Annotated in this window: 15 protein-coding genes, 1 tRNA gene and 2 rRNA genes; 8 read left to right on the forward strand and 10 right to left on the reverse strand. The window is 61.7% G+C overall.

Annotated features, from left to right (window positions below; genetic code table 11):
* Positions 1-209: 209 nt before the first annotated feature.
* Complete coding sequence (locus tag EIH27_RS04600) at positions 210-629, reverse strand: Hsp20/alpha crystallin family protein (protein ID WP_124039755.1); 420 nt, start codon at positions 627-629, stop codon at positions 210-212.
* A 361-nt stretch (positions 630-990) separates the two neighbouring features.
* Here EIH27_RS04600 and EIH27_RS04605 point away from each other — a divergent pair, with 361 nt between their 5' ends.
* On the forward strand, positions 991-1,398 hold the full coding sequence (locus tag EIH27_RS04605; RefSeq protein WP_124039756.1) for a helix-turn-helix domain-containing protein: 408 nt from the start codon (positions 991-993) through the stop codon (positions 1,396-1,398).
* A gap of 364 nt (positions 1,399-1,762) precedes the next feature.
* On the opposite strand, the gene EIH27_RS04610 is transcribed toward EIH27_RS04605, so the two are convergent.
* A tRNA-Lys gene (locus EIH27_RS04610) sits at positions 1,763-1,837 on the reverse strand.
* Positions 1,838-2,087: 250 nt separating this feature from the next.
* Here EIH27_RS04610 and EIH27_RS04615 point away from each other — a divergent pair.
* The 6 genes from EIH27_RS04615 to EIH27_RS04640 all read left to right on the forward strand — a co-directional run bounded on the left by EIH27_RS04615 (position 2,088) and on the right by EIH27_RS04640 (position 11,558).
* Complete coding sequence (locus EIH27_RS04615) at positions 2,088-4,877, forward strand: DEAD/DEAH box helicase (protein WP_124039757.1); 2,790 nt, start codon at positions 2,088-2,090, stop codon at positions 4,875-4,877.
* Between the two features lie 81 nt (positions 4,878-4,958).
* Complete coding sequence (locus EIH27_RS04620; RefSeq protein WP_124039758.1) at positions 4,959-5,804, forward strand: YggS family pyridoxal phosphate-dependent enzyme; 846 nt, start codon at positions 4,959-4,961, stop codon at positions 5,802-5,804.
* 176 nt (positions 5,805-5,980) lie between these two features.
* Positions 5,981-7,600 carry an ABC transporter substrate-binding protein gene (locus EIH27_RS04625; protein WP_124039759.1) on the forward strand — a complete coding sequence of 540 codons (1,620 nt, stop codon included), beginning with the start codon at positions 5,981-5,983 and terminating at the stop codon, positions 7,598-7,600.
* Positions 7,601-7,696: 96 nt separating this feature from the next.
* Positions 7,697-8,779, forward strand: a complete 1,083-nt coding sequence (locus EIH27_RS04630) for an ABC transporter permease (protein WP_124039760.1) — start codon at positions 7,697-7,699, stop codon at positions 8,777-8,779.
* Complete coding sequence (locus EIH27_RS04635) at positions 8,779-9,894, forward strand: ABC transporter permease (protein WP_124039761.1); 1,116 nt, start codon at positions 8,779-8,781, stop codon at positions 9,892-9,894. The genes EIH27_RS04630 and EIH27_RS04635 overlap by 1 nt, the downstream gene beginning before the upstream one ends.
* Positions 9,891-11,558 carry a dipeptide ABC transporter ATP-binding protein gene (locus EIH27_RS04640; protein ID WP_124039762.1) on the forward strand — a complete coding sequence of 556 codons (1,668 nt, stop codon included), beginning with the start codon at positions 9,891-9,893 and terminating at the stop codon, positions 11,556-11,558. Before EIH27_RS04635 ends, EIH27_RS04640 begins: the two co-directional genes overlap by 4 nt.
* A gap of 8 nt (positions 11,559-11,566) precedes the next feature.
* On the opposite strand, the gene EIH27_RS04645 is transcribed toward EIH27_RS04640, so the two are convergent.
* Together EIH27_RS04645 and EIH27_RS04650 are read right to left on the reverse strand one after the other, a co-directional pair.
* A complete protein-coding gene (locus EIH27_RS04645; RefSeq protein ID WP_124039763.1) occupies positions 11,567-12,487 on the reverse strand; it encodes a ribokinase in 921 nt (306 codons plus the stop codon).
* Positions 12,488-12,633: 146 nt separating this feature from the next.
* Positions 12,634-13,788, reverse strand: coding sequence for a branched-chain amino acid aminotransferase (locus tag EIH27_RS04650; protein ID WP_241152968.1), 1,155 nt, complete (start codon positions 13,786-13,788; stop codon positions 12,634-12,636).
* Between the two features lie 331 nt (positions 13,789-14,119).
* Between EIH27_RS04650 and EIH27_RS04655 the strand changes: the two genes are divergently transcribed.
* Positions 14,120-15,298, forward strand: a complete 1,179-nt coding sequence (locus EIH27_RS04655; RefSeq protein WP_124039764.1) for a thiolase family protein — start codon at positions 14,120-14,122, stop codon at positions 15,296-15,298.
* Between the two features lie 144 nt (positions 15,299-15,442).
* Here EIH27_RS04655 and EIH27_RS04660 read toward each other — a convergent pair whose 3' ends face one another.
* From EIH27_RS04660 to EIH27_RS04685, 6 genes are all read right to left on the reverse strand, one after another.
* Complete coding sequence (locus EIH27_RS04660) at positions 15,443-16,423, reverse strand: ketol-acid reductoisomerase (protein ID WP_124039765.1); 981 nt, start codon at positions 16,421-16,423, stop codon at positions 15,443-15,445.
* Between the two features lie 11 nt (positions 16,424-16,434).
* Complete coding sequence (gene ilvN, locus EIH27_RS04665; protein ID WP_124039766.1) at positions 16,435-16,959, reverse strand: acetolactate synthase small subunit; 525 nt, start codon at positions 16,957-16,959, stop codon at positions 16,435-16,437.
* A complete protein-coding gene (locus tag EIH27_RS04670; protein ID WP_241152969.1) occupies positions 16,956-18,686 on the reverse strand; it encodes a thiamine pyrophosphate-binding protein in 1,731 nt (576 codons plus the stop codon). The genes ilvN and EIH27_RS04670 overlap by 4 nt, the downstream gene beginning before the upstream one ends.
* A gap of 42 nt (positions 18,687-18,728) precedes the next feature.
* Entirely contained in the window at positions 18,729-20,264 is a 1,536-nt protein-coding gene (gene brnQ / locus EIH27_RS04675; RefSeq protein ID WP_124039768.1) for a branched-chain amino acid transport system II carrier protein, read from the reverse strand.
* Between the two features lie 126 nt (positions 20,265-20,390).
* Positions 20,391-20,508, reverse strand: a 5S ribosomal RNA gene (gene rrf / locus EIH27_RS04680).
* 80 nt (positions 20,509-20,588) lie between these two features.
* Positions 20,589-23,695: ribosomal RNA gene (locus EIH27_RS04685) — 23S ribosomal RNA — on the reverse strand.
* Positions 23,696-23,723 lie beyond the last annotated feature (28 nt).

The following is a 23,723-nucleotide window of genomic DNA, read 5'->3' on the forward strand; positions in this document are numbered from 1 at the left end:
GGGCCGAGACGGGAGAACTTCTCACCCACCGGAACCTTCTAGCTCCGGTCGAGTCTCTCGTCCGACCCCAAACTATTGGCGTGCTTAACCAGCGCCGGCGGCGCGTCGCGCACATAGCCCAGTCCCAGCCTCTCACACCAGATCAGGGGGGGGGCAGGCAGCCGGACGCCTCAGCTACCCACCCACTTCGACGTCGGGCTAGGAGCAGGCTATTTCGCCGGGCCAATGGCGACCTTGCGTCCCTGCGAAGCAACACTGGTCTTGACAGACACGGTAAGTACACCGTTGGTGAGGTCCGCTTCAGCCGAGGATGCATCCACCGGCGAATCGAAACTCATGTCGCGGCTGATGGAACGCGTGACCTTGCCATCCTTAGATTCCTTGGACTGCGAGGCCTTCAGCGTGACGTGGTCCGGGTACACGTTGAGATCCAGATCCTCCGGTGCGAATCCCGGCACATCAAAGGTGAGCTTGTACCCGCCGTCGACAGACTCCATCTCCGACCGATACACATCCTGGACCTGCCGTGCATCGCGTGCCGAATCCATCATGCGCGTGGGAACGGCGAAGAAACCCTCCCATGGCGTCAGCATCCGGTCCATTGCACGAGAAAGATCGTTGTAAGCCATTTCCATACCTCCTGAAATCTCCGAGGCGTGCCCACGATGCCCGCCTCGTTCCTTACATTGACGCTAACGCTGCCCGCGCACATTTATTTCCAAATTGCTACGTTCGCTCACACTCTTTCTTGAGCGTATATGGCTCATCTTTACGACGCCGCAGCGCGCTATTACCGCCCCGCGACGAGGTGCGTGGTTGCGGAATAGTCGGCGCGTATCGGGCCATGCCACACACAGCCGCGGCACGTAATCACGAGGCGCGTCAGGTTCGCCCGCTTGTCAATTAGCAAACGCAGGTGGCAGGATGCTAGTGGACGTACGCAGTTCTGACGCCACGCTCCAGGGTGCCACTGAGGAAGGAATAGGTCCGATGGAATATACGGCTACCGCGCATTTCGCTACCAACATCGACGTAGATGACGTGATCGAAATGTTCGCTCCTTACCACGGAGCAATCGCCGACAGTCGGGATGGATACTGCGCCGTCTATACCGTCGAGGCCGCTACGCTGAGTGACGCCCTCACAGAGGCAATGACCATCGCCAGCAGGGCCGGCACAGTCTATGCCCTCGGCGCCGAGTCGACAGATTTTACGGACGACCAGTTGAAGCATGGTCAACTTCCACCACTCGTTTCAGTCACGGAAGCAGCCGAATGGCTCGATATCAGCCGGCAGGCCGTAAACGAGCGTCTTCAGGCCGGCACACTTCCCGGCAGTAAAGTGGGAAACACGTGGGTCATTCCTCTGTATGCGGTTCTCGCCAACTTGGACGACTAGAAGCAGGCGTGGCATGCTCAGGCTGCCATCCTGTAGCTCGCACATAAGGGCTGTCCGGCCCCGGCTTGTGTTTCAGCATCGTTTGCCGCTCACTTCCGAGGGCGGCGAACCCACATCTGCCGGCGCTCTCGCGGCCACGCCCCCAGGTTCGCCCCCATGGTCAAGTAGAGGGATCTCCGGACTGCCCCGGCACACAAACCACCAAGGCTTTCCCTATATGTGATGATCCACGCAATATTAGCGATCAAACAATCGCTAATCCGGAGGCGTTCTCCTACCTTACGATGACAAAAAAGCCGCCTTGCGGCGGCTTCGGTAAATCCTTACTCAGACCTCTTTCGGCCTGACGCAGGCGTTTCACCATTGGTGCACCGCCAGGGACTCGAACCCTGAACCCACTGATTAAGAGTCAGTTGCTCTACCATTGAGCTAGCAGTGCCAACGGATGAATAGCTTAGCCCAAGCGGGCGCCCCAGCGCAAACCCTTTCGAGAGCACATTCGTGTATGCCTCCTCACATAGGCCCGAGGATATCCCCTAAACCGCAGGAATTCGCCCCATGGTTCCACCTCACCCCGAGAGAACAGAACCATGCACTACGTGCCGAGCGGCGTCGTCGACACACAACAAGCATGGAGAGCACGGGCCGCGCTTTCGGAATTTGTCGGAGGCATGTGAGAACCTAAGAACGTGGAACCGCAGCTCAACATTGCCCTAGACCATCTCGAGGATCAGTACGGCCTCAATCCGCCGGAGGATGCCATTGCCGATGCCTTCATTGACTGGGCGGAAAGCACGAGCCGGCCATTGTATTCCCACCAGGAGGATGCCCTACTGGCCTCACTGGCAGGAGAACATCTCATCGTGGCCACGCCCACCGGCTCCGGTAAATCGATGATTGCACTCATCGCCATCTTTAACGCGCTCGCGCACGGGCAAACCGCCTATTACACGGCACCGCTCAAGGCGCTTGTTTCAGAGAAGTTCTTTGAGCTGGTCAAGGTGCTCGGCGCGGACAATGTGGGCATGGTGACGGGTGACGCCTCCATTAATGGTGCCGCCCCGGTGATTTGTGCAACCGCAGAGATCGTGGCAAATATGGCACTGCGAGAGGGCAACAGCGCGGATATCGGCACGCTGGTTCAGGACGAATTTCATTTCTATGGAGATCCGCAACGCGGTTGGGCATGGCAGGTTCCGCTGCTAGAACTGACAAACACCACGCAGGTGCTGCTCTCCGCCACGCTGGGTGACACCTCGTTCCTACAGCGTGACCTCAAGGAGCGAACCGGCCGGGACGTGGCGCTTATTGAATCCGCGGAGCGCCCCGTCCCCCTTGACTTCGAGTACTCCTATAAGCCCACGGGCGAGCTTCTCCACGAACTGGTGCACAGTGGTCACGCCCCCGTCTACGTGGTGCATTTTTCTCAGCGTGCCGCCGTGGAAACGGCGCAAACCCTTCAGTCCTTTGCGCTGGTAACCAAGGAGCAGAAAGAAGCCATCCGGGAAGCCATCGGAGATTTCCACTTTTCCGCCGGCTTCGGAAAAATACTCTCCAAGCTCCTGCGGCAGGGCATCGGCGTGCACCACGCCGGCCTACTCCCCCGCTACCGCCGGCTGGTGGAACGGTTAGCACAACGCGGCCTCCTCCCCGTTATCTGCGGCACGGACACGCTAGGCGTCGGGATCAACGTGCCCATCCGCACCGTTCTTATGACATCACTCGCCAAATTCGACGGCACCAAGCGGCGGCGTATCAGCGCCCGCGAATTCCACCAGATCGCGGGCCGGGCGGGGCGCGCCGGCTTTGATACGGAAGGCACGGTGGTAGTCCAAGCTCCCGAATTTGAAATTGAAAACGCCCGCATGGAGGAGAACGCGCTGGCACGGGCGGGCGGAGACCCGGCGAAGAAAAAGCGCGTGCAGAAAAAGAAGGCACCGGAAGGTGAGGTGCTGTGGAGCGAGAAAACATTCCGAGACCTCCAGAAGGCCCAGCCGGAAACGCTCACCAGTCACCTGCGCATCACGCATTCCATGGTGCTCAATATGCTTCAACGTGACGGGGATAGCGTAGCGGCGCTCTTCGAGTTGCTCCGTAATAATCATGAGCCGCGGCGCGAATCAAACCCGCTGTTACGCCGCGCAATCGAGATTTACAACTCACTCCACCGTGCAGGCGTGGTGGTGCACATGGACATGAAATGGCACCGCGCCCACCCGGACCAGTCCGTCATTCAGTTTGCACGTGAGGTGCCGGAGGATTTCGCGCTGAACTCGCCACTGGCTCCGTTTGCACTGGCCGCGCTGGATCTGCTGGACAAGGATTCGGACACCTATGCGTTGGACGTCATCTCGGTCATGGAGGCGGTGCAGGAGAATCCCACCCAGGTGCTCAAGGCCCAGGAGCGTAAGGTCCGCGGTAATCTCATCGGCCAGTTGAAGGCAGCGGGCGTGGGTTATGAGGAGCGCATGGCTGAGGCGGATGCTGTCTCCTGGCCCAAGCCCCTCAACGAGCTTCTCACCGGTGCACTGGAGATTTATCGCCAAACAAACCCGTGGGTGGATGATTACGTGCTCACCCCGAAATCCGTGGTGCGGGAAATGATTGAACGGGTACAAACGTTCTCCGAGTTCATTTCATCCCTTGACCTCCAGCGCAGCGAGGGCGTGGTGCTGCGCTACCTCACGGACGTCTACAAGGCGCTGCGCCAAACCGTCCCGCTGGAGGCCCGCACGGATGAGCTTGAGGACATGACGGAATGGCTGGGTGCCCTCATTCGGTCCGTCGATTCCTCCCTCCTGGACGAGTGGGAAGCCATGCGGGACGGTCAAATCAGCGAGGCCGAGGCGCGCGAACTATCAGCGGAATTAGGGGTCGACGCCGATGTCACCGCGAGCGCCGTCACCTCGACGGCTCTGGGGTCCAGCGGTTCCGCAACCGCCGCCTCGGCCGCCGGCGCGGCGGGTTTGGGCTCGGGCGGCAGTCAGGAACTCGCGTTCGGAGCGGACGCCGAGGGGCACGTTGACTTCTCTCGCAACCGGTATGCGATGCGGCGTTCACTCGCCGCCGTCATGTTCAAGCGAATCCTTGCCATTCAGTTTGAGGATTACGACTATCTGGATGAGACCGCCGGCGCGCCCCTGTGGGCGGGTGCCACCACGTGGAACGGCGATGCCTGGGAGGAGGCCACCGCCGCCTACTTCGATACGTACGAGGCCATGGGCACGGACACTCATGCACGTTCGGCGGACTTTCTGCGCGTCAATCCGGCACCCGATACCGCAGACTTTGTGCGAGCCGGCGTGCCGGATGACATAGCCGAAGAATGGGCGGCCAGCGGACGGTACTGGCTTGCGCGCCAGGTGTTCGACGACGGCGCGGGTGACGGCTCGTGGGGTTATTGGGCGCGCGTCGATCTGGATGCCAGTTCCCAGCAGGGGCGGGCCGTGACCTCGGTGATCTCAGTAGGCGAGTTATAAAGCTGATGATCGCCGCCACGGTACACCGCCCGGCCCTATGGCGAAGCAAATCACCCCCGTCACACGCCTAGGATGGTGTGTATGGATTTCAGCAACACCATTCCCAGTGTGGAGGAGATTCCCGCGCGACTCACCGCGGTGGTGGAGGATCTGCGCGGGACCGAGGACAAGCTTGGCTTACCGGTAGGGACCGTGCGCCTCGAGTTGGCGGTGAAGTATCAATCCGTACCCCGTATCCGTGCCGCCCTCGATCACGGCGGCCGATTCATCGGTCACAATATTCTGCAGCAGCTGGAGGCCACGGAATCGGAACTTACCCCGGCCGGCCGGACAGCACCGGAGGGAAACGCCACCGGTGCCACCGCCGTCGTCGGACATGACGCGGCCGATTGGAACGGACAGGACGCAACCGCGCCCGCCCGCGCCGGTGAGCCGCCGCATTGGACCCACGTGATCGGTCACGTTCAGTCCAATAAGGCAGCAATTGCGCTCGAATGGGCGGATTGCATTGAAACGCTGGATTCGGCGCGGTTGGCGCGGCGCCTTGATCGGCTCCAGGGCGAGCGCATGGATGCGGGCCTGGCCACCGGGCCATTCTCCGTCTACATCCAGGTCAATTCTTCGGGCGCCGAATCCCAATATGGGGTGACGCCGGATGACGCGCTTTGGCTGGCTGATACGGTTGCGGACCTGCCGCACCTGCGCCTCGCCGGCCTCATGACCATTGGCGCCCATACGGAGGATCCGTCTGATATCGCGGCCAGTTTCCGCACCACACGGCAGCTACGAGACCGTATTCGTGGTGACCAGCCCACCTGTACCGAACTCTCCATGGGCATGACGCAGGACCTCGAAATCGCCGTAGCGGAAGGCTCAACGGTGGTTCGGATCGGGCGCGCCGTCTTCGGGCCCCGTCCGCGGCCGTAATCCCAGCGGCGTCGGCCTGCGGGCAACGCGCCTGCATTCTGCTAACCACCATCCCAAGGGCTGCCCGGTTTCGTGGATACCCACTGTCCACCATCCGGACCTCCCACTACTCCCACTCTCCTTCCGTCCGACAATCCCTATAACCCCAATGGGGATCTGGATGGAAGGAGAAGGCCATGCCACGCAAGATGAAGGCCGCCGCTACGCTGGCAGCCGCCCTCGCGCTGACGTTCACCGGGTGCGCCTCCACGGGCGGCAATTCGGGCGCCTCAAGCAGCGCGGGTGGGGCAACGATGTCCTACGGAACCACCATGTCAGCCGTAGCCCTGGACCCGGCAGGATCCTATGATGACGGCTCATTCATGGTTCAGTATCAGGTATTCCCGCTACTATTCGATAGCGAAGCGGGCGGTGACGGAACCCCGAAGCCGAATATTGTCGAATCGGCGAAGTTCACGTCACCCAACGAATACACCGTCAAGCTCAAGCCCAATCTGAAGTTTGTCAACGGCCACGCGCTGACGGCCTCGGACGTGAAGTTCAGCTTTGACCGCATGCTGAAGATCAACGATCCCAATGGCCCCGCGTCGCTGCTAGCCGGCATCAGCGCGGTCGAAGCCCCGGATGACACGACGGCCGTATTCACCACGAAGACGGCGTATGACCAGACCATTCCCGGGGTCCTCGTCAGTCCGTCGTCCCTCATCCTCGATGAGGAGGTTTTCCCGGCGGACCGGCTTGCCACTGACCAGGAGATTATCGAGGGCAAACCCTACGCGGGCCAGTACTCCATCGATTCCTACAAGAAGAACGAGCTGGTCTCCTTCAGCCCCAACTCCGACTACCAGGGGCTAGCCGGAGTAGCAAAGAACGCCGGCATGACAATCAAGTACTACGCCGATACCTCGAACATGAAGCTGGACATCGAGAACGGTGCGATTGACGCGGCGCTTCGTACGTTCTCGGCCACCGACCTCCAGGACCTGTCCAAGAACAAGAACCTCAATGTAACCTCCGGGGCGGGCGGAGAGATCCGTTACATCACCTTCAATTTGGACACGATGCCCTACGGTGCCAAGACGGCCGAGGCCGATGCGGATAAGGCCAAGGCCGTTCGGCAGGCTATCGCGGACTCCATTGATCGCAAGGCCATCGCCTCCGACGTATTCAAGGACACCTACATTCCCCTCTACTCCTTCGTGCCCGATGGGGTCGGCGAGAAGAATGAGGTGCTCAAGGAGGCCTACGGTGACGGTCAGGGTGGGCCGGATGCGGACCGCGCCGCCAAGCGTTTGTCCGACGCCGGAGTGGCCACTCCCGTAGAGATCAAGCTTCAGTACACGCCGGAGCACTACGGCCCCTCCTCGGGGGACGAATACGCGGCCATCAAGCAACAGCTTGAGGATACGGGCCTGTTCAAGGTGGATCTTCAGTCCACCGAGTGGGTTCAGTACACCTCGGACCGGGCGGATGACGCCTATCCGCTGTTCCAGCTCGGTTGGTTCCCCGATTTCCCGGATCCTGATAACTATCTGACGCCGTTCTTCTCCGAGAACTCGTTCCTGCTCAACCACTATGACAACGCTGAGGTACGCAAGCTTCTCAGCCAGGAGGTTGGCATCGACGATCAGGCTGAGCGGACGGGTGTGTTCAGCCAGATCCTCGCGCAGCTCACTGACGATCTGCCCACCCTGCCTCTCCAGCAGGGCGAGCAGGCCATTGTTTCGCAGAAGGATGTCAAGAACGTCAAGATGGATATTTCGCAGAAGTACCACCTTGGCGCGATGTACAAGTAACACCTGGTGTGCGGCGGGCGGCTACGCCCGCCGCACTTTCCGAACGGCCGGGCGGGCCACAGCGTAGGTGGACACGTCCACCCTTCTAGGAGACACATGAGCACACAAGAATCAGCCGTATCCATTCCCGCGGTGGGGAATAGTAAGCAGCGGCGTGGCGGCGGACTCCTCCGCTACCTCGTGACAAGGTTTCTGCTTATCATCCCCACCGCCTTTATCCTCGTCACCGTCGTATTTTTCCTCATGCGCATAACAGGCGATCCCATCACGGCAGCTCTGGGCGACCGGCTTCCCGCTGACCAACTCGCCGCCCGTGTTCATGAGGCCGGCTACGATAAACCGCTTCTCACCCAATACTTCGATTACCTCGGACAGGTGGCACGGGGAAACTTGGGCACAGCCGTCACCGACAACATGAGTGTGGGATCCATTCTCTCCACCTATGGTGTGGCCACCCTCGAATTGGTCATTGTGTCAACCATTATTGCCCTCGCCATCTCGATCCCGCTGGGCATGTATGCCGCGCGCCGCCGTGATTCGGTGCCGGACGCGGTTGTCCGCGTGGCGGCCATCCTCGGGTACGCCACGCCGGTATTCTTCCTCGGCCTTCTCCTCAAGCTTGTGTTCTCCGTTAACGCCGGCGTTCTACCAGCATCCGGACGTATCTCCACGGCGGGTCAGCTCACCATGGACGCGATTCAAAACCCAACCGGGCTCTACATACTTGACGCCCTCCGGCTCGGGGACATGACACTCCTTGGCGACGCACTCTCACACGCACTGCTACCCGCATTCGCGCTGGGCATCCTTCAGGCGGGTGTATTCCTCCGGCTTGTACGCACAAACATTATTGGCACCTTCGAGCAGCCCTACATTGAATCGGCGCGCTCACGCGGCGTATCCGAACGGCGCCTGGTCAGGCGCCATGCCCTGCGCCCGGCCCTCATTCCCATCATCACGGTGATGGGAATGCAAATCGCCATGAGCCTGGGAGGCGCGGTGCTGACCGAAACCACCTTCGAGTGGAAGGGGCTCGGTTACATCCTTGTTGACTACATGACCAAACGCGACTTCGTGGCTGTTCAAGGAATCGTTATTCTCATCGCGCTCATTGTGGCGGTTACTAATTTCCTCGTGGACGTTGTTGCCGCATTTATTGACCCGAGAGTGAGGTACTGATGTCCACCACTTTGTCCACCAACAGGCGTTTCTCAGTCAAGAATCTCCCGATCATCGCCCAGATTCGTACCTCGGAAGGCGTCCAGCGCTTCATGCTGGTTGCCGGCGTGGCCATTACCGCCCTCGTTATTCTCATCGCGATTCTTGCGCCGCTCATCGCGCCATACTCCTGGTCCCAAACGAAAGCCAATGGCGTGGCCTTCGGAACCCAGCAGGCGCCGTCGGCGTCGAACATATGGGGAACAACCGTGTCCGGCTATGACGTATTCTCCCGCGTGATCTGGGGATCGAGAACCGCGGTGATCGTCATTATCTGCTCGCTCCTCGCCTCCGCCATTATCGGCGTGGTGGTGGGGCTTGTATCCGGCTATCTGGGCGGCTGGCTTGACCGTATGCTGGTCATGGTCGCGGACGCCATGTATGCCTTCCCTTCGCTGCTGCTCGCGATCGTCCTCTCGATCATTCTCACCGGCGGCCAATCTTCCTACTGGGGCGGAATATTTTCGGCGGCCGGTTCCATCACCGTGGTGTTCGTGCCGCAATACTTCCGCGTAATCCGCGCCGAGGCGATCCGGCTCAAGGCCGAACCCTTCGTCGAGGCCCCGCGCGTCCTGGGGGCAAGCACGCCCTCCATAATGTTCCGGCACGTGCTGCGAAACGCCACCCGCTCGCTGCCACTCCTCATGACGCTCAACTGTTCGGAGGCCGTTTTCACGCTCGCGGGGCTGGGATTCATAGGCTTCGGCATTGAACCCACAGCCGCCGCCGAATGGGGCTATGACCTCAATCGCGCCATCTCGGACGTGACGGCTGGCATCTGGTGGACAGCCCTCTACCCGGGCCTTGCCATTGTCCTCACCGTCCTCGGCATCACCCTCATGGGCGAATCCCTCAACGATCTAGCCGATCCGCGGTTGCGACGCCGGCGCGGCGCAGTGCCCCAGGACGAGGACACCGCACAGAGCGAGCCTCACCTCGTTGATATCTCCACGTCCACCGCGCGCCACTACGTTGTCCGTGAGCCTGGGGAGACGCTGCCGGGTGTGCCCCTCCCACCCGCCGATACGCCCTCACGCGCCGCCGATCCGCTCCCAGAGCTTAAGGAGGAATCATGACAGATGATGCACTTCGTATGAGGATTTCACACCTCGCCGTGGACTTCGCCACCGACGGTGGCACCGTCCATGCCGCCCGCGGCGTATCCCTCACCCTCAAGAAGGGCGAAATCATGGCCCTCGTGGGCGAATCTGGTTCCGGCAAGTCCGTCACCGCGCGCAGCATTCTGGGTCTCCTCCCCTCCACCGCGCAGGTATCGGGAACCATCGATCTTGATGGCGTCAATGTGGTGGGACTCCGCGGCCGAGAATTGCGAACCGTCCGCGGCAGTAGGGCAGCAATGATTTTCCAGGAGCCCTCCGGCTCCCTCAACCCCGTCTACCCCATCTGGTGGCAGATTGGCGAGGGGCTGCGTGCCCACCAGCCGAAAATCACCAAAAAGGAGATCAAGAAGAGGGCGGTGGAGGTGCTGGACGTGGTGGGCATTCCTGATCCGGACCGCCGAATCACCATGTACCCCCATGAGTTTTCGGGCGGGCAAAAACAGCGCATCATGATTGCAATGGCGTTGGCCATGGGTGCGGATACCATCCTCGCCGATGAGCCCACCACGGCACTCGACGTCACCGTCCAGGCCGAAATTCTCGATCTTCTTCGCGGCATCCGTGACCGCTACGGCACCTCCATTCTTCTCATTACCCATAACATGGGCGTGGTGGCAGACCTCGCGGACACGGCCGCCGTCATGTATCACGGCCGCATTGTGGAACGCGCCGACATCCAGGAGCTGTTTGACAATCCGGTTCACCCATACACGAAACAGCTGCTTGCCGCCGTTCCACGCGTGGGCGCCGCCTCGCTTTCCGCCCGTCTTACCGAGCAGCAGCGTAGCGAAATCGCTTCACGCCCTGAAATTGTTGCGGCACGCGGTCTGGAGGTGACCTACCCCGGCCGCCTCGGGAAACCGGGCTTCCGTGCCGTTCGCGGGGTAGATTTCACCATTCATCAGGGCGAGGTGTACGGGCTGGTGGGCGAATCCGGTTCCGGCAAGTCCACTATTTCCCGCGCTATTGCAGGCCTTGAGCGCGTATCCAGCGGTTCCCTGAAGGTGGACGGTTTCGAAATGAACGGATTCCGCGAGCGTGATTTCCGTCCGCTCCGCAAGAATATCGGTTTCGTTTTCCAGGACCCGGCCACGTCTTTTGACCCGCAACTCACGGTGGGCCAGGCTATTGCCGAACCGCTGCGTATCCACCGGAAGGACCTGACCAAGGCCGAGGTGTGCAAGCGCGTATTAGAGCTCCTGGACGCCGTTGAGCTACTCCCCTCCTACGCGGAGCGCTTCCCGCATGAGCTCTCCGGAGGTCAGCGCCAACGAATTTCCGTGGCCCGTGCGCTTGCACTCAACCCCAAGCTGGTCATTGCGGACGAGCCCACCTCCGCCCTCGACGTATCCATTCAGGCAAAAGTGCTTGATCTGTTCCGCTCGCTGCGGCAGGAACTTGGATTCGCGGCCCTCTTCATCACCCATGACCTCGCGGTTGTGGATATGGTGGCGCATCGCGTCGGCGTGCTACATCGCGGGAAGCTGGTGGAGGAGGGCATCACCTCCGAGATTCTTTCCCACCCGAAGGACCCCTACACGGTGAAGCTGCTTGATTCGCTACCGATTCCCGATCCGGCTGCGCAGCGCGAGCATCGTCTTACGCGCCAGCACGCCTGACGACGCCGCTAGCTCGCTGCTCCCTCCACCTGCGGCAGTTCGGTTCCCGCCGTGGGGTAGGACGGCTGGGCGCCTAGAGATGTGCACGCATAGGCGCCCACTCGCGCGGCAAAGCGGGAGGCCGCCTCGAGGGTGTCACCCGCCGCCATCCGGTAGGCGAGGGCACCAACAAATGCGTCACCGGCGCCCGTTGTGTCCACGGCGTGGATACGCGGAGAAGGTACCTCAAGTGTGCGGCCGTTTTCGCTTACCAGCGCGCCGCGAGCGCCCAGGGTCATAACGACGGACCGAATGCCTTCCGCACGAAGCGCGGCGACGGTTCCCTCCGGATCCGTCTCGAATCCGTGGCCGCCCAGCATGGCGAGGACAAGAGCGCCCTCATGCTCGTTCACCACCAGTGGATCCGCTTTCGTCACCACCGCCCTGTCCACGTCAAGGACCGGTGCGAGATTGACGATAAGCCGCCCTCGGGCGAGCACCGCGGCACGCTCGATTCCTTCACGTGGGATTTCTCCCTGCAACACCACCACGCGTGCCTGCTCAATTGTGGCCGCGCGGGTTTCCACCGTGCTCGCCACCATGGAGGCGTTCGCACCCGGGATCACAATAATGGTGTTTTCACCTGCCGCGTCCACGGTCACTACGGCGAGGCCGCTGGGACCATCCACCGTTGTCACCTCGTCCAGCGCTACCCCGGAGTCCCGCAAGCGTGAGAGGGCTACGTGGGCAACGGCGTCGTTTCCCACCGCGCCCACCATGGCAACATCCCCGCCGAGGAGCGCCGCGGCAACCGCCTGATTGGCGCCTTTCCCGCCGGGCGCATACGTTCCGCCTGTGCCGTGCAGGGTTTCGCCGGGTTCGGGGTGCCGTTGTACGTGAAGTTGGAGGTCCGCATTAATGGAGCCAACCACCGCAATGCTGTGTGCCATGAGATCCTTCTTCCGCTGACGTGTACAGTCTCGCACATCGTCGCGCGCTCACCATGGCACCCCGCTCGCGGCACCGGACTGGCGCATAAGCCCGGTGGCCGGCCTCGGCTCCGGCCGGCCTACCTAGCCGGTCCGGTTCTATCGCCCTAATCGATCCTGTACATCCAGTTGTGCGGATCGGCGATGGTGCCGTACTGAATGCCCGTCAGCGTGTCGTACACGCGCTTGGCCACGGTGGAATCCTTGAGCTCCAGCCTGAACTCCTGACCGTTGGCATCCGTGCCGGAGAGGGACCCGATGGAGGTGACCACGGCCGCCGTACCGCAGGCAAACATCTCGCTGATGGCACCCGAACGGATGTCGGCCACCACGTCGTCGAATACAAGGGTTTCCTCGGCAGCGTCCACTCCCGCATCATGAGCCAACTGGAGGATCGAGGAGCGCGTATTGCCGGGCAGAATATTGCCGGTGAGGCGCGGGGTGCGCAGCCGGCCGTCGCGATAAACAATGAACACATTCATGCCACCCAGCTCGTCAATGGTGGTGGAGGTGGCCGCGTCAAGGAAGAGCACCTCGTCGTAGCCTTCGCGGGCTGCGCGGAGCTTCGGGAGGAGCGACGCCGCGTAGTTTCCGCCCGTCTTGGCGGCGCCCATGCCACCGGGGCCCGCACGATGGTAGTCCCGCTCTACCCACAGGTTGATGGGCTGGAACCCGTTCGGGAAGTAGGCTCCCGAGGGCGAGGCGATGAGGAAGTACTCGAAGCGCTGTGCCGAACGGACCCCCAGGAAGGATTCGGAGGCGAACACGAATGGGCGCAGATAGAGGGATCCGGGCTTATCGGGCACCCAGGCGGCATCCTGACGCGTCAACGCGGTGATGGAACCGAGGAACGCCTCCACCGGGAACTCGGGGATGGCCAGCCGTCCGCTCGAATAGTTCATACGGAGCGCGTTGTAGGTGGGGCGGAAGGTCCAGAACGAGCCGTCCTCATGCCGGTACACCTTGAGGCCTTCGAATACCTCCTGCCCGTAGTGGAGTACGGCGCCGGCTGGATCCAGCGCCGTGGGGCCGTAGGGCACCACCCGGTAATCGCCCCAGCCTTCCTCCGCCGTCCAGGTGGCGCGGCCCATGTGATCGGAGAAGTACACACCAAAACCAGGGTTAGCGAGAACCTTCGCCCGTTCCTGCACCGAAGCCGGATGTGGGTTTTCTTCCACGCGGTAAGCCGTGACCACCTCGGCTGCACTGGGTGCTGGGCGTCGAGATTCTGCTTCCATCTGCTCCACGGATTCCGGGATCATGTTTCCTCCTAGTTTGGCTACCCCGAGTCTAGAAACCTCGCCGCCCGGCTGCTTGCCACCCACAGTATGTGGACACGGGCCTGCAGCGCGCGTGGTTCCGTGAACAGGTGTCGATGCTGGTGGCCGAGTGCCGCCCGCAAAATGCCATCCGGGCTTCCTCATATGATCCCGGCTCCCGAAGGCCAGCCAGGTCCCGAAAGCCCGCCGAACCCCGGAAACCGCTTATCCCACGGGTCCGCGCCGGCGCCACCCTGTGACCTCATTCCTAACGGTTTGCTGGCGGCCGGCCGATAATTGGGCGTCCGCGGCGGTTCAAGTGTGAGGAGATGGAGTGAGAACTCCGGGTATCGCAGTTCTGGGCGGCGCACGTGTGCCCACGGGTAGTTTTGGCGGTGTTTACAAGGATGTACCTGCCTATCAGCTGAGCGCGGCGGTGATTGGAGCCGCGGCACAGCGGGCTGGCATCGCGGTGACGGACGTGGACGAGTTCGTGATCGGGAATGTGGGGCAAACCGGGCCGGACGCCTATCTTTCTCGTCGCGCTTCCCTGGCGGCGGGTGCGAGTCAGGCGTCGCGGGCCTACGCGATTAATCGGCTGTGTGGAAGCGGGCTGCAGGCCCTATGGAACGGCGCACTCGACCTGCTCACGGGCGAGGCGGATACGGTCATCGCCGGCGGCGTGGAATCGATGAGCCAGCAGCCTTTCCTCGATTATTCGCGCGGCGGTTTCAAACTGGGCAACCGCACCCTCATCGATGGCACCATGTGTCTTATCACCGACCCCATGCTGGGCGTGCCCATGGGCATGACGGCCGAGCGCGTGGCTGAGCGCTACCACATCTCCCGCGAGGATCAGGATGCCTTCGCCGTGGAGTCTCAACGCCGCGCCCAGGCGGCTATCAAGGCCGGAGCTTTCGACCGCGAGCGTATCCCGTTTACGGTTCACACCCGTAAGGGTGACACGGTGGTGACGGAGGAGGAGCATCCGCGTGCTCACGTCACCATGGAGCAACTAGCGAAACTGCGACCCGTGTTTAAAGAGGGCGGCACAGTGACGGCCGGTAATGCCTCCGGTATAAACGACGGCGCCGCGGCACTTACGTTGACACGGATGGATACCGCCCACTCGCGTGGTCTCGCGCCACTGGCGGAACTGGTGGCCTTCACCAGCGTGGGAATCGACCCGGCGCTCATGGGTTTCGCCCCCACACTGGCAATTCCAAAGGTGCTGAAGAAGGCAGGCCTTAGCCTCGGGGACATCGGCTGGATTGAGCTGAATGAGGCCTTCGCTTCCCAGGCCGTAGCCGTCATGCGGGAGGCACACCTGGATCCGGAAATCACCAATCCGCTGGGCGGCGCCATTGCGCTTGGCCACCCGCTGGGCGCAACGGGCGCGGCACTTGCGCTGCGCGCCATCCTGGGCGCGCGGGCCACCGGGGTGGAGTTCTCTTTGGTGACGCTGTGCATCGGTGGCGGGCAGGCGGTAGCGGCAATTTTCCGCAGCCTGTAGGCCCCGCCGGACGCGGAACCAGGCATCGTGGCCGCCGGGCGGGTCTGGCACGGAGCTTGGCACCCCGCTCACGGAGCTAAGCGGTGGCGATCCTCACGGCCGCCCGGCAGGTAAAAGAGCACCCCGCCAGACCCGAAGCCGAAACTAGGCCCTGCGCCTGGCGTACAGCTGTGCCACATCCGCGGCGGCGCGGTCGATTGGCGCGTCCGCGCGCCGTTCCCGTTCCTCACGCAGCCGCGGCGCACCCGCCGCCACGTCGTTCACGAACGCCTGGGCGAACGCTCCGGTATGCACGGCATCAAGTGCGGCCGCCATGCGATCCTGCTGTCCCTCCGCGATGGCGGCGGCTGCCGTGTAATCACCGAATTCATCCACGGTGGAACGGGCGCCGTGAATCCCCGCCACGCCGCCCTCGGCAAACGCGTGAGCTGCCCCGGCCAGGGCACGGCTCACGGCGAGCTCAGCGATCTCGGGGGTGAATCCGCGTGCTTCGAGCGCTCCATAGGCGTCCTCAAGCAGCCGGGCCACCCCGCCGGTGACGGCCTGGGAGGCGAAGAGAGACGCCTCCGTCTGTTCGGCAAACGTGGTTGGCACCGCTCCCCCGCGGGTTCCGCCCACGGCCTTCGCGTAGGCGAGCGCCACTTCCCACGCGGCCCCGCTGCCATCCTGTTGCACGGCCACCATGGCCGGCACGCCGCGTCCACGCTCGAACTCGCCCCGAACGTCCTCGGCGGCGCCCTGGGAGGCGACCAGTACGACGTCGTGCGTACGCGACGGACGAATAAAACCGAAGTGGATAGCGAACCCGGCACCCAGCACAATCGCCACATCCCGGCCCAACGCCGGTTCGACCTGCACCCACACTTCACCCTGTTCCTGAACGGGCGTCAGTATTGCCACGGCATCCGCACCGGATGCCGCTTCGGCCGGCTCCACCACCGGGAAGCCGTAGTCCTGCAGCTCCGCGATCGCCGCCGTATCCCCGCCCGCACCGATCACCACATCCACGCCGGAATCTCGCAGATTAAGCGCATGGGCCCGCGCGAGCACCCCGGTGCCCATCACCGCAACCCGGCCCTGAATCGGGGCAAGGTCCACGTCGTCGTCAAAGTACAGTTCCTCCACGGTGATCCTTCCTAGCGCCGCTGATCCAGCTCCTGACTCACCCGTTCGGTGAGCGAGCGGGCACCGCGCCCAATCGACACGGTACCCGACTGCACCAGTTCTTTAATCCCATACGGCTTGAGTGCCATCAGGAACGCGTTAATTTTCTGGTCCGAGCCAGTGAGTTCAATGGTGATCGCATCCGCGGCAACATCTACAACGTGGGCGCGAAACATCTCCACAATCTGCAGCACATAACCGCGCCTCTCATCCGTGGCCGCCACCTTGACCAGGAGGAGACTGCGCAGCACCGCATCATCCGGCTCCAGCTCCACCACTTTGAACACGTTAATAAGCTTATTGAGCTGCTTAATGATCTGCTCCAGCGGCGCCGGCTCCGCCTCCACCACCACGGTGATGCGGGAAATGCGAGGATGCTCCGTATCCGAGGCGGTAATGGACATAATGTTGTAGTCCGAGCGCGCGAACAATCCCGACACGCGCGTGAGGACACCGGGTGCGTTTTCAGCAAAAACGGCGAGCGTGTGGCGGCTCATTCATCCTCCTCGAAACTGGGGCGCATCGCGCGAGCCTCGGCAAGCACGCTGTCGGGGAGCTCGTCACCGACCACGGGCCACCGATCCGTCACCCGCGTGGTACGAAAATCGACGACGACGGGGCGGTCTCGCACGCTCATTGCCCACTGAATTGCGGGGTCGACGTCGTTCGGGCGCTCCACCCGCTTGGCCGCGCCGCCCAGCGCCACGGCCAACTCGGCAAAATCGGGGATCCTGCTACCCGTGAAGTCCGGTTCGGCATTATCGATGAGGGCCACCTTGACCGGCGCGCTCTCCGCCCGGGCACTGGCCAGCTCCTGTGCGGTGCGCAGGAAGGACCCCTCGCCGTCGATCGCCCAGATGGCCGCGCCAGGTTGACCAATTTGCGCGCCGATGGCGGCGGGAAGCGCAAAACCCTGGGTGCCCGCGCCCGCGGCGGCAATCCACTGCCCGGGGCGTTCAACCGGGAGGAAGTGAGCAGCCATAAGCTGCTGTCGGCCCGTGCCGGTCACCCAGATTGCATCTGGCGCCAGTTTCCCTAGCCGGTCCAGCACGTACTCGGGGCGGATGGCGCCGCTGTGCACATTCGGGTACCCGGGCGGGAATGCGGCCCGCAGGCCATCCAGATATTCCCACCACTTTGTATGGTCCGCGCAGCGCTTGTGGGAACGGAAAGCCGCTGTGATCGCGGGTAGCGTTTCTTTGGCGTCGCCAACAATGGGCACGTCCGCCTCTCGAACGCGGGAAATCTCTGCCGGATCAATGTCTACGTGAACTATCTGGGCATCCGGGGCAAAGCGGCTGAGCGCGCCGGTCACCTGCTCCGCAAAACGCGCCCCAATTGCCACGATGAGGTCCGCCTGCTGCAACGCCGCCACCGCCGGCACCGTGCCATAGCGCCCGGGCATGCCCAAATTGTGCGGATGGGCTGACGGAAACGCGGAGCGCCCGGCAAGTGTGGTGACCACGGCGGCGCCCGTCGCTTCGGCTAACTCCGCGAGCTCCCCGGTTGCCCGGCCGCTCACCACCCCGCCGCCCACGTATAGCACCGGGCGGTGCGCACTGGCTAGCCGTGCGCCGGCGGATCGCACCTGCCGTGCATTCGGTGTTGTCACCGGGTGATAGCCCGGAAGATCAATGGGAGCCGGCCATTCGAAGTGGGCTTTCCCCAGGAGCGCTGAGCGGGTGATATCCACCAGCACGGGCCCGGGCCGGCCGGTGGAGGCCAGATAGAATGCCTCGCTCACGGCGGATGGTATTTCCTCGGCGCGAGTGACCAGTAATGAGTGTTTAGCGACAGGAATGGACACCCCAACAATGTCCGCCTCGTCCATGGAGTCCTTGCCCACGGCGGCGAAACCAACGCGGCCCGTGATTGCCACGAGGGGAACCGAATCGGCCATCGCGTCAAGCAGTGGGGTCACAAGGCTGGCGGCACCCGGGCCAGAGGCGGTGAGCACCACCCCCACCTTGCCGGTAGCCTGCGCGTAGCCTTCTGCCGCGAGTCCCCCACCCTGCTCCTGGCGCACGGTCACCGCGCGAAGGCTTTTACTTGTATGCAGCCTGGCGAACGCGGGTGCAGCCAGATCCCCGGGGAGACCGAATACGGTGTCCACTCCTAGCAGTTCCAGGGCGCGGATGAGTGCCCAGCCGCCCGTGCCGGCGCCGTGAATGCGGATGGCAGGGGCGTCAGTAGCTACGTCCGCGGGCGTTGGAGTATGTGCCACAGCTCCACCTTTCCGCGCCATCGCCGGGCGCTTTGAATGATTCTATCGCGATGGTAAGGGCTGAGAAACGTCCTCACCCACACTCGCGTTCGCCACGACCGGCGATGAGGGCACGGCCACCCCTGCGCTCACCATGACGTCAGCATCGGCCACCATATCCATGCTCTCCACCGCAACCGTATCGCCGTCTGCACCGAGCAGGGCCGCATCTCGACGGCGTCGTCGCTCCGCCACCCGCTCCGGCCGATGCTTCGCCTCCCAGATATCGCCCACCAGACCGGGCACAACGCCGAGCAGTAGCGCCGGCGCCACCCAGCCAAGCCCCTGGCCGTACAGCGGGACCCAGCCAATTGCGCGGCTCAGCACCGTCCCACCCACGTGGAAATCCGCGAGCGTCTCAAGCGCCGAGCAGCCCACCGTTACCCAGATAGGGAGTACGAACAGCCAGTGGAACACGGCGTGCCGGCGCACGAGTGCCTCAACGATTGTCATCAGGATGAGCACAATCGCCGGCGGATAGATGAAAGCCACAACCGGCGCTGCCACTTTCAGGACCGTCTCAAGGCCCTGCGTGGCCAGACCGAAGGAGAGTAAGGAGAAACAGACGCACCAGGTGTGGTAGGAGATGCGCGGCCAGAGGGTATTGAAAAACTCGGAGGTGGCGGCCGTCAGTCCAACGGACGTGGTAAGACACGCAAGTAGCACGATAAGCGAGAACACCGCCTGTCCGCCGACGCCGATCGCCATGCGCGCCGCCGAAGTCAGCAGGTCTGCCCCGTCCTCGAATTGGCTACCGTCCGGCATCTTCGAACCGATGAGACCAAGCCCCACGTACACGGCGGCGAGTAGTCCCCCGCCCACGAGGGCAGATCGAACCGTGCCACGGACAACTTCCCCACCCGTGGCACCACGGCCACGAAGCGCCGTGATCACCACGATGCCGAACGCCAGGCCCGCGATGGAATCCATCGTCAAATACCCCTCAAGCAGTCCAGCCGCAAAGGGTGCCGTCGCATACTTTTCCGTTGGCACGCCTTCCGTACCCGGGAAATTCACGAGGGCCACCGTCACCAGGATCACTAGGAGCACCACCAGTGCCGGGGTAAGGAACTTCCCCAGCGCATCCGACACCCCATTCGGGTTCCAGCAGAGTGCCAGGGTGACGGCGAAGAAGATGCCGTTGAACGCAGCAGACGCCCACGCCGAATCCCAACCGGTCAACGGCGTGATGGCCGTAGCAAAGCTCACCGCACCTGTGCGCGGTAACGCATAAAAGGTGCCGATGGAAAGATACGCCAGGATTGGGAACACCACCCCGAACACCGGCCCCACCCGGTTAGAAAGGTCTTTCACGGAGTGCCCCGACACCGCAATGGCAATGACACCCAGCGCTGGTAGCGCCACTCCCGAGCATAAGAAGCCCACAATCGCCGGCCATAGATTCGTTCCCGCGTCCTGCCCCAACAGCGGCGGAAAGATGAGATTGCCTGTGCCGAAGAACATTGAGAACAGCATCAGCGACGTGATGATCAGGGAGGACGAGCTGACTCGCCCAGCCCTGTGCGACTTCTTGGACATAACCTTCAGACTAAAGAACATGAATGCTGTTAGTCCCGGCTGTCCATATAGTGGCCAGGCGATTCGTGGGGTGTGGGTGTGAAAAAGAGGGGGGTGCTCGCATGAGCACCCCCCTCTGGGGTTTGTGGGCGGCGGTGTCTTACTCTCCCACACCCTATCGAGTGCAGTACCATCAGCGCGTTGCGGGCTTAGCTACCGGGTTCGGAATGGGACCGGGCGTTTCCCCACAGCCATGACCACCGCCACAAGCATGGATCACCACAACCCTGCCGACTAGGCGTGGGGGCCGTGAATCGTATAGTAGACGCGAACAACAAGAAAGAATCGTGTAGGTTTTCGGCCATTAGTACCGGTCAGCTCCACCCTTTACAAGGCGTCTACTTCCGGCCTATCCATCCCATCATCTCTAGGAGGCCTCACCCAACCCCACAGGGCTGGTAGGAGAACTTATCTTGAAGCAGGCTTCCCGCTTAGATGCTTTCAGCGGTTATCCCTCCCGAACGTGGCTAACCAGCCGTGCTCCTGGCGGAACAACTGGCACACTAGAGGTTCGTCCATCCCGGTCCTCTCGTACTAGGGACAGCCCTTCACAATTCTCCAACGCGCGTAGCGGATAGGGACCGAACTGTCTCACGACGTTCTGAACCCAGCTCGCGTACCGCTTTAATAGGCGAACAGCCTAACCCTTGGGACCTACTCCAGCCCCAGGATGCGACGAGCCGACATCGAGGTGCCAAACCATTCCGTCGATATGAACTCTTGGGAAGGATCAGCCTGTTATCCCCGGGGTACCTTTTATCCGTTGAGCGACAGCGCTTCCACAAGCCACTGCCGGATCACTAGTTCCTACTTTCGTACCTGCCCGACATGTCTGTCTCACAGTCAAGCTCCCTTGTGCACTTACACTCACCACCTGGTTACCAACCAGGCCGAGGGAACCTTTGAGCGCCTCCGTTACTTTTTAGGAGGCAACCGCCCCAGTTAAACTACCCACCAGGCACTGTCCCTGACCCGGATCACGGGTCGAGGTTAGAAGTGCAACACGGCCAGAGTGGTATTTCACCAATGACTCCACACCCACTAGCGTGACTGCTTCACCGTCTCCCACCTATCCTACACAAGCCGTACCGAACACCAATACCAAGCTATAGTAAAGGTCCCGGGGTCTTTCCGTCCTGCTACGCGAAACGAGCATCTTTACTCGTAATGCAATTTCACCGAGTTCATGATCGAGACAGTGGAGAAGTCGTTACGCCATTCGTGCAGGTCGGAACTTACCCGACAAGGAATTTCGCTACCTTAGGATGGTTATAGTTACCACCGCCGTTTACTGGGGCTTAACTTCCCAGCCTCACACCCACAAGGAGTGCTCACCAGTCTGCTTAACCTTCCAGCACCGGGCAGGCGTCAGTCCGTATACATCGCCTTACAGCTTCGCACGGACCTGTGTTTTTGATAAACAGTCGCTTCTCCCTAGACTCTGCGACCCTCAACCCCACATACCCGCACGGGGCATGCCAAGTCTCAGGTCCCCCTTCTCCCGAAGTTACGGGGGCATTTTGCCGAGTTCCTTAATCATGATTCACTCGCACGCCTTAGTATTCTCTACCAGACCACCAGTGTCGGTTTCGGGTACGGGCGGTTCAAACCTCGCGTCGATGCTTTTCTCGGCAGCCCAGGATCATTCACTACCCCATATACTGGGTCCTCATCAGGCCTCACCCACACGTCTCCCGGATTTACCTAGAAAACGGGCCACACCCTTGAACGTGCCAAGCCATAAGACACGCTGAACTACCACTCTGCGTCACACCTGTTACCACGCTTGCGACCCGTACTTCGGACCCCACGCCGCCCCGCCCACCCATACAAGAAAAATCCTGCACAGGACAGACAGTTTGGGGTGGTTAGCATCAACACGGACCACACGGACGGTTCTCTACCGGTACCAGAATATGAACTGGTCACCCATCGACTACGCCTGACGGCCTCGCCTTAGGACCCGACTAACCCAGGGCGGACAAGCCTGCCCCTGGAACCCTTAGTCATACAGCGGACGGGATTCTCACCCGCCTCTCGTTACTCATGCCTGCATTCTCACTCGCGTCCAATCCACAACCCATCACCAGGCTGCTTCACCTCGAACACGACGCTCCCCTACCCAACACCACCACAAGGATGATGATCATTGCCGCGGTTTCGGCGGTGTACTTCAGCCCCGCTACATTGTCGGCGCAGAATCACTTGACCAGTGAGCTATTACGCACTCTTTCAAGGATGGCTGCTTCTAAGCCAACCTCCTGGTTGTCACAGCAACTCCACATCCTTTCCCACTTAGCACACACTTAGGGGCCTTAACCGGCGGTCTGGGCTGTTTCCCTCTCGACCATGAAGTTTATTCCCCACAGTCTCACTGCGCTGCTACCTGTCCCTGGCATTCGGAGTTTGGCTGATATCAGTAACCCGACAGGGCCCGTCCACCATCCAGTCGCTCTACCTCCAAGGCAGACCACAACACGCTGCACCAAAATGCATTTCGGGGAGAACCAGCTATCACGGAGTTTGATTGGCCTTTCACCCCTACCCACAGCTCATCCCCTCCATTTTCAACTGAAGTGGGTTCGCGCCTCCACACGCTCTTACACATGCTTCACACTGGCCATGGGTAGATCACCCCGCTTCGGGTCTAGAACACGCAACTACCGCCCTTAACAGACTCGCTTTCGCTACGGATACCCCACACGGGTTAACCTCGCCACGCATCACTAACTCGCAGGCTCATTCTTCAATAGGCACGCCATCACCCCCACACAGGAGCTCTGACGGATTGTAGGCGCCCGGTTTCAGGCACTATTTCACTCCCCTCCCGGGGTACTTTTCACCATTCCCTCACGGTACTATCCGCTATCGGTCACAACAGGTATTCAGCCTTACCACATGGTCATGGCAGATTCACACGAGATTCCACGAGCCCCGTGCTACTCGGGAACACATCAACGCAGCCCAGGCAATTCCAGTTACACGGCTCTCACGCTCTCCGGCAGGCCTTCCCAGACCCTTCACCTATCACCCAGGTTTATCACTACGCACCCCAACGTCGGTCAGGATAAAGACACGTCCCACAACCCCCAGCATGCACCACCCGACGGCTCAACACACACACTAGGTTTAGGCTCCTCCGCTTTCGCTCGCCACTACTCACGGAATATCTACTCCAGCAGGTACTAAGATGTTTCACTTCCCCGCGTTACCACCACCCCCCTATCAATTCAGGAGGCAGCGACCAGGCATCACCCCAGCCAGGTTTCCCCATTCGGACACCCTCGGATCAAAACTCGCTAGCCAATTCCCCGAGGCTTATCGCAGGCTACAACGTCCTTCTTCGGCCCATCATGCCAAGGCATCCACCGAACGCCCAACACAACCTACAAACAAAATCTAAAGATGCTCGCGTCCACT

This window comes from Neoactinobaculum massilliense, from assembly GCF_900604955.1.
Classification (GTDB): domain Bacteria; phylum Actinomycetota; class Actinomycetes; order Actinomycetales; family Actinomycetaceae; genus Neoactinobaculum; species Neoactinobaculum massilliense.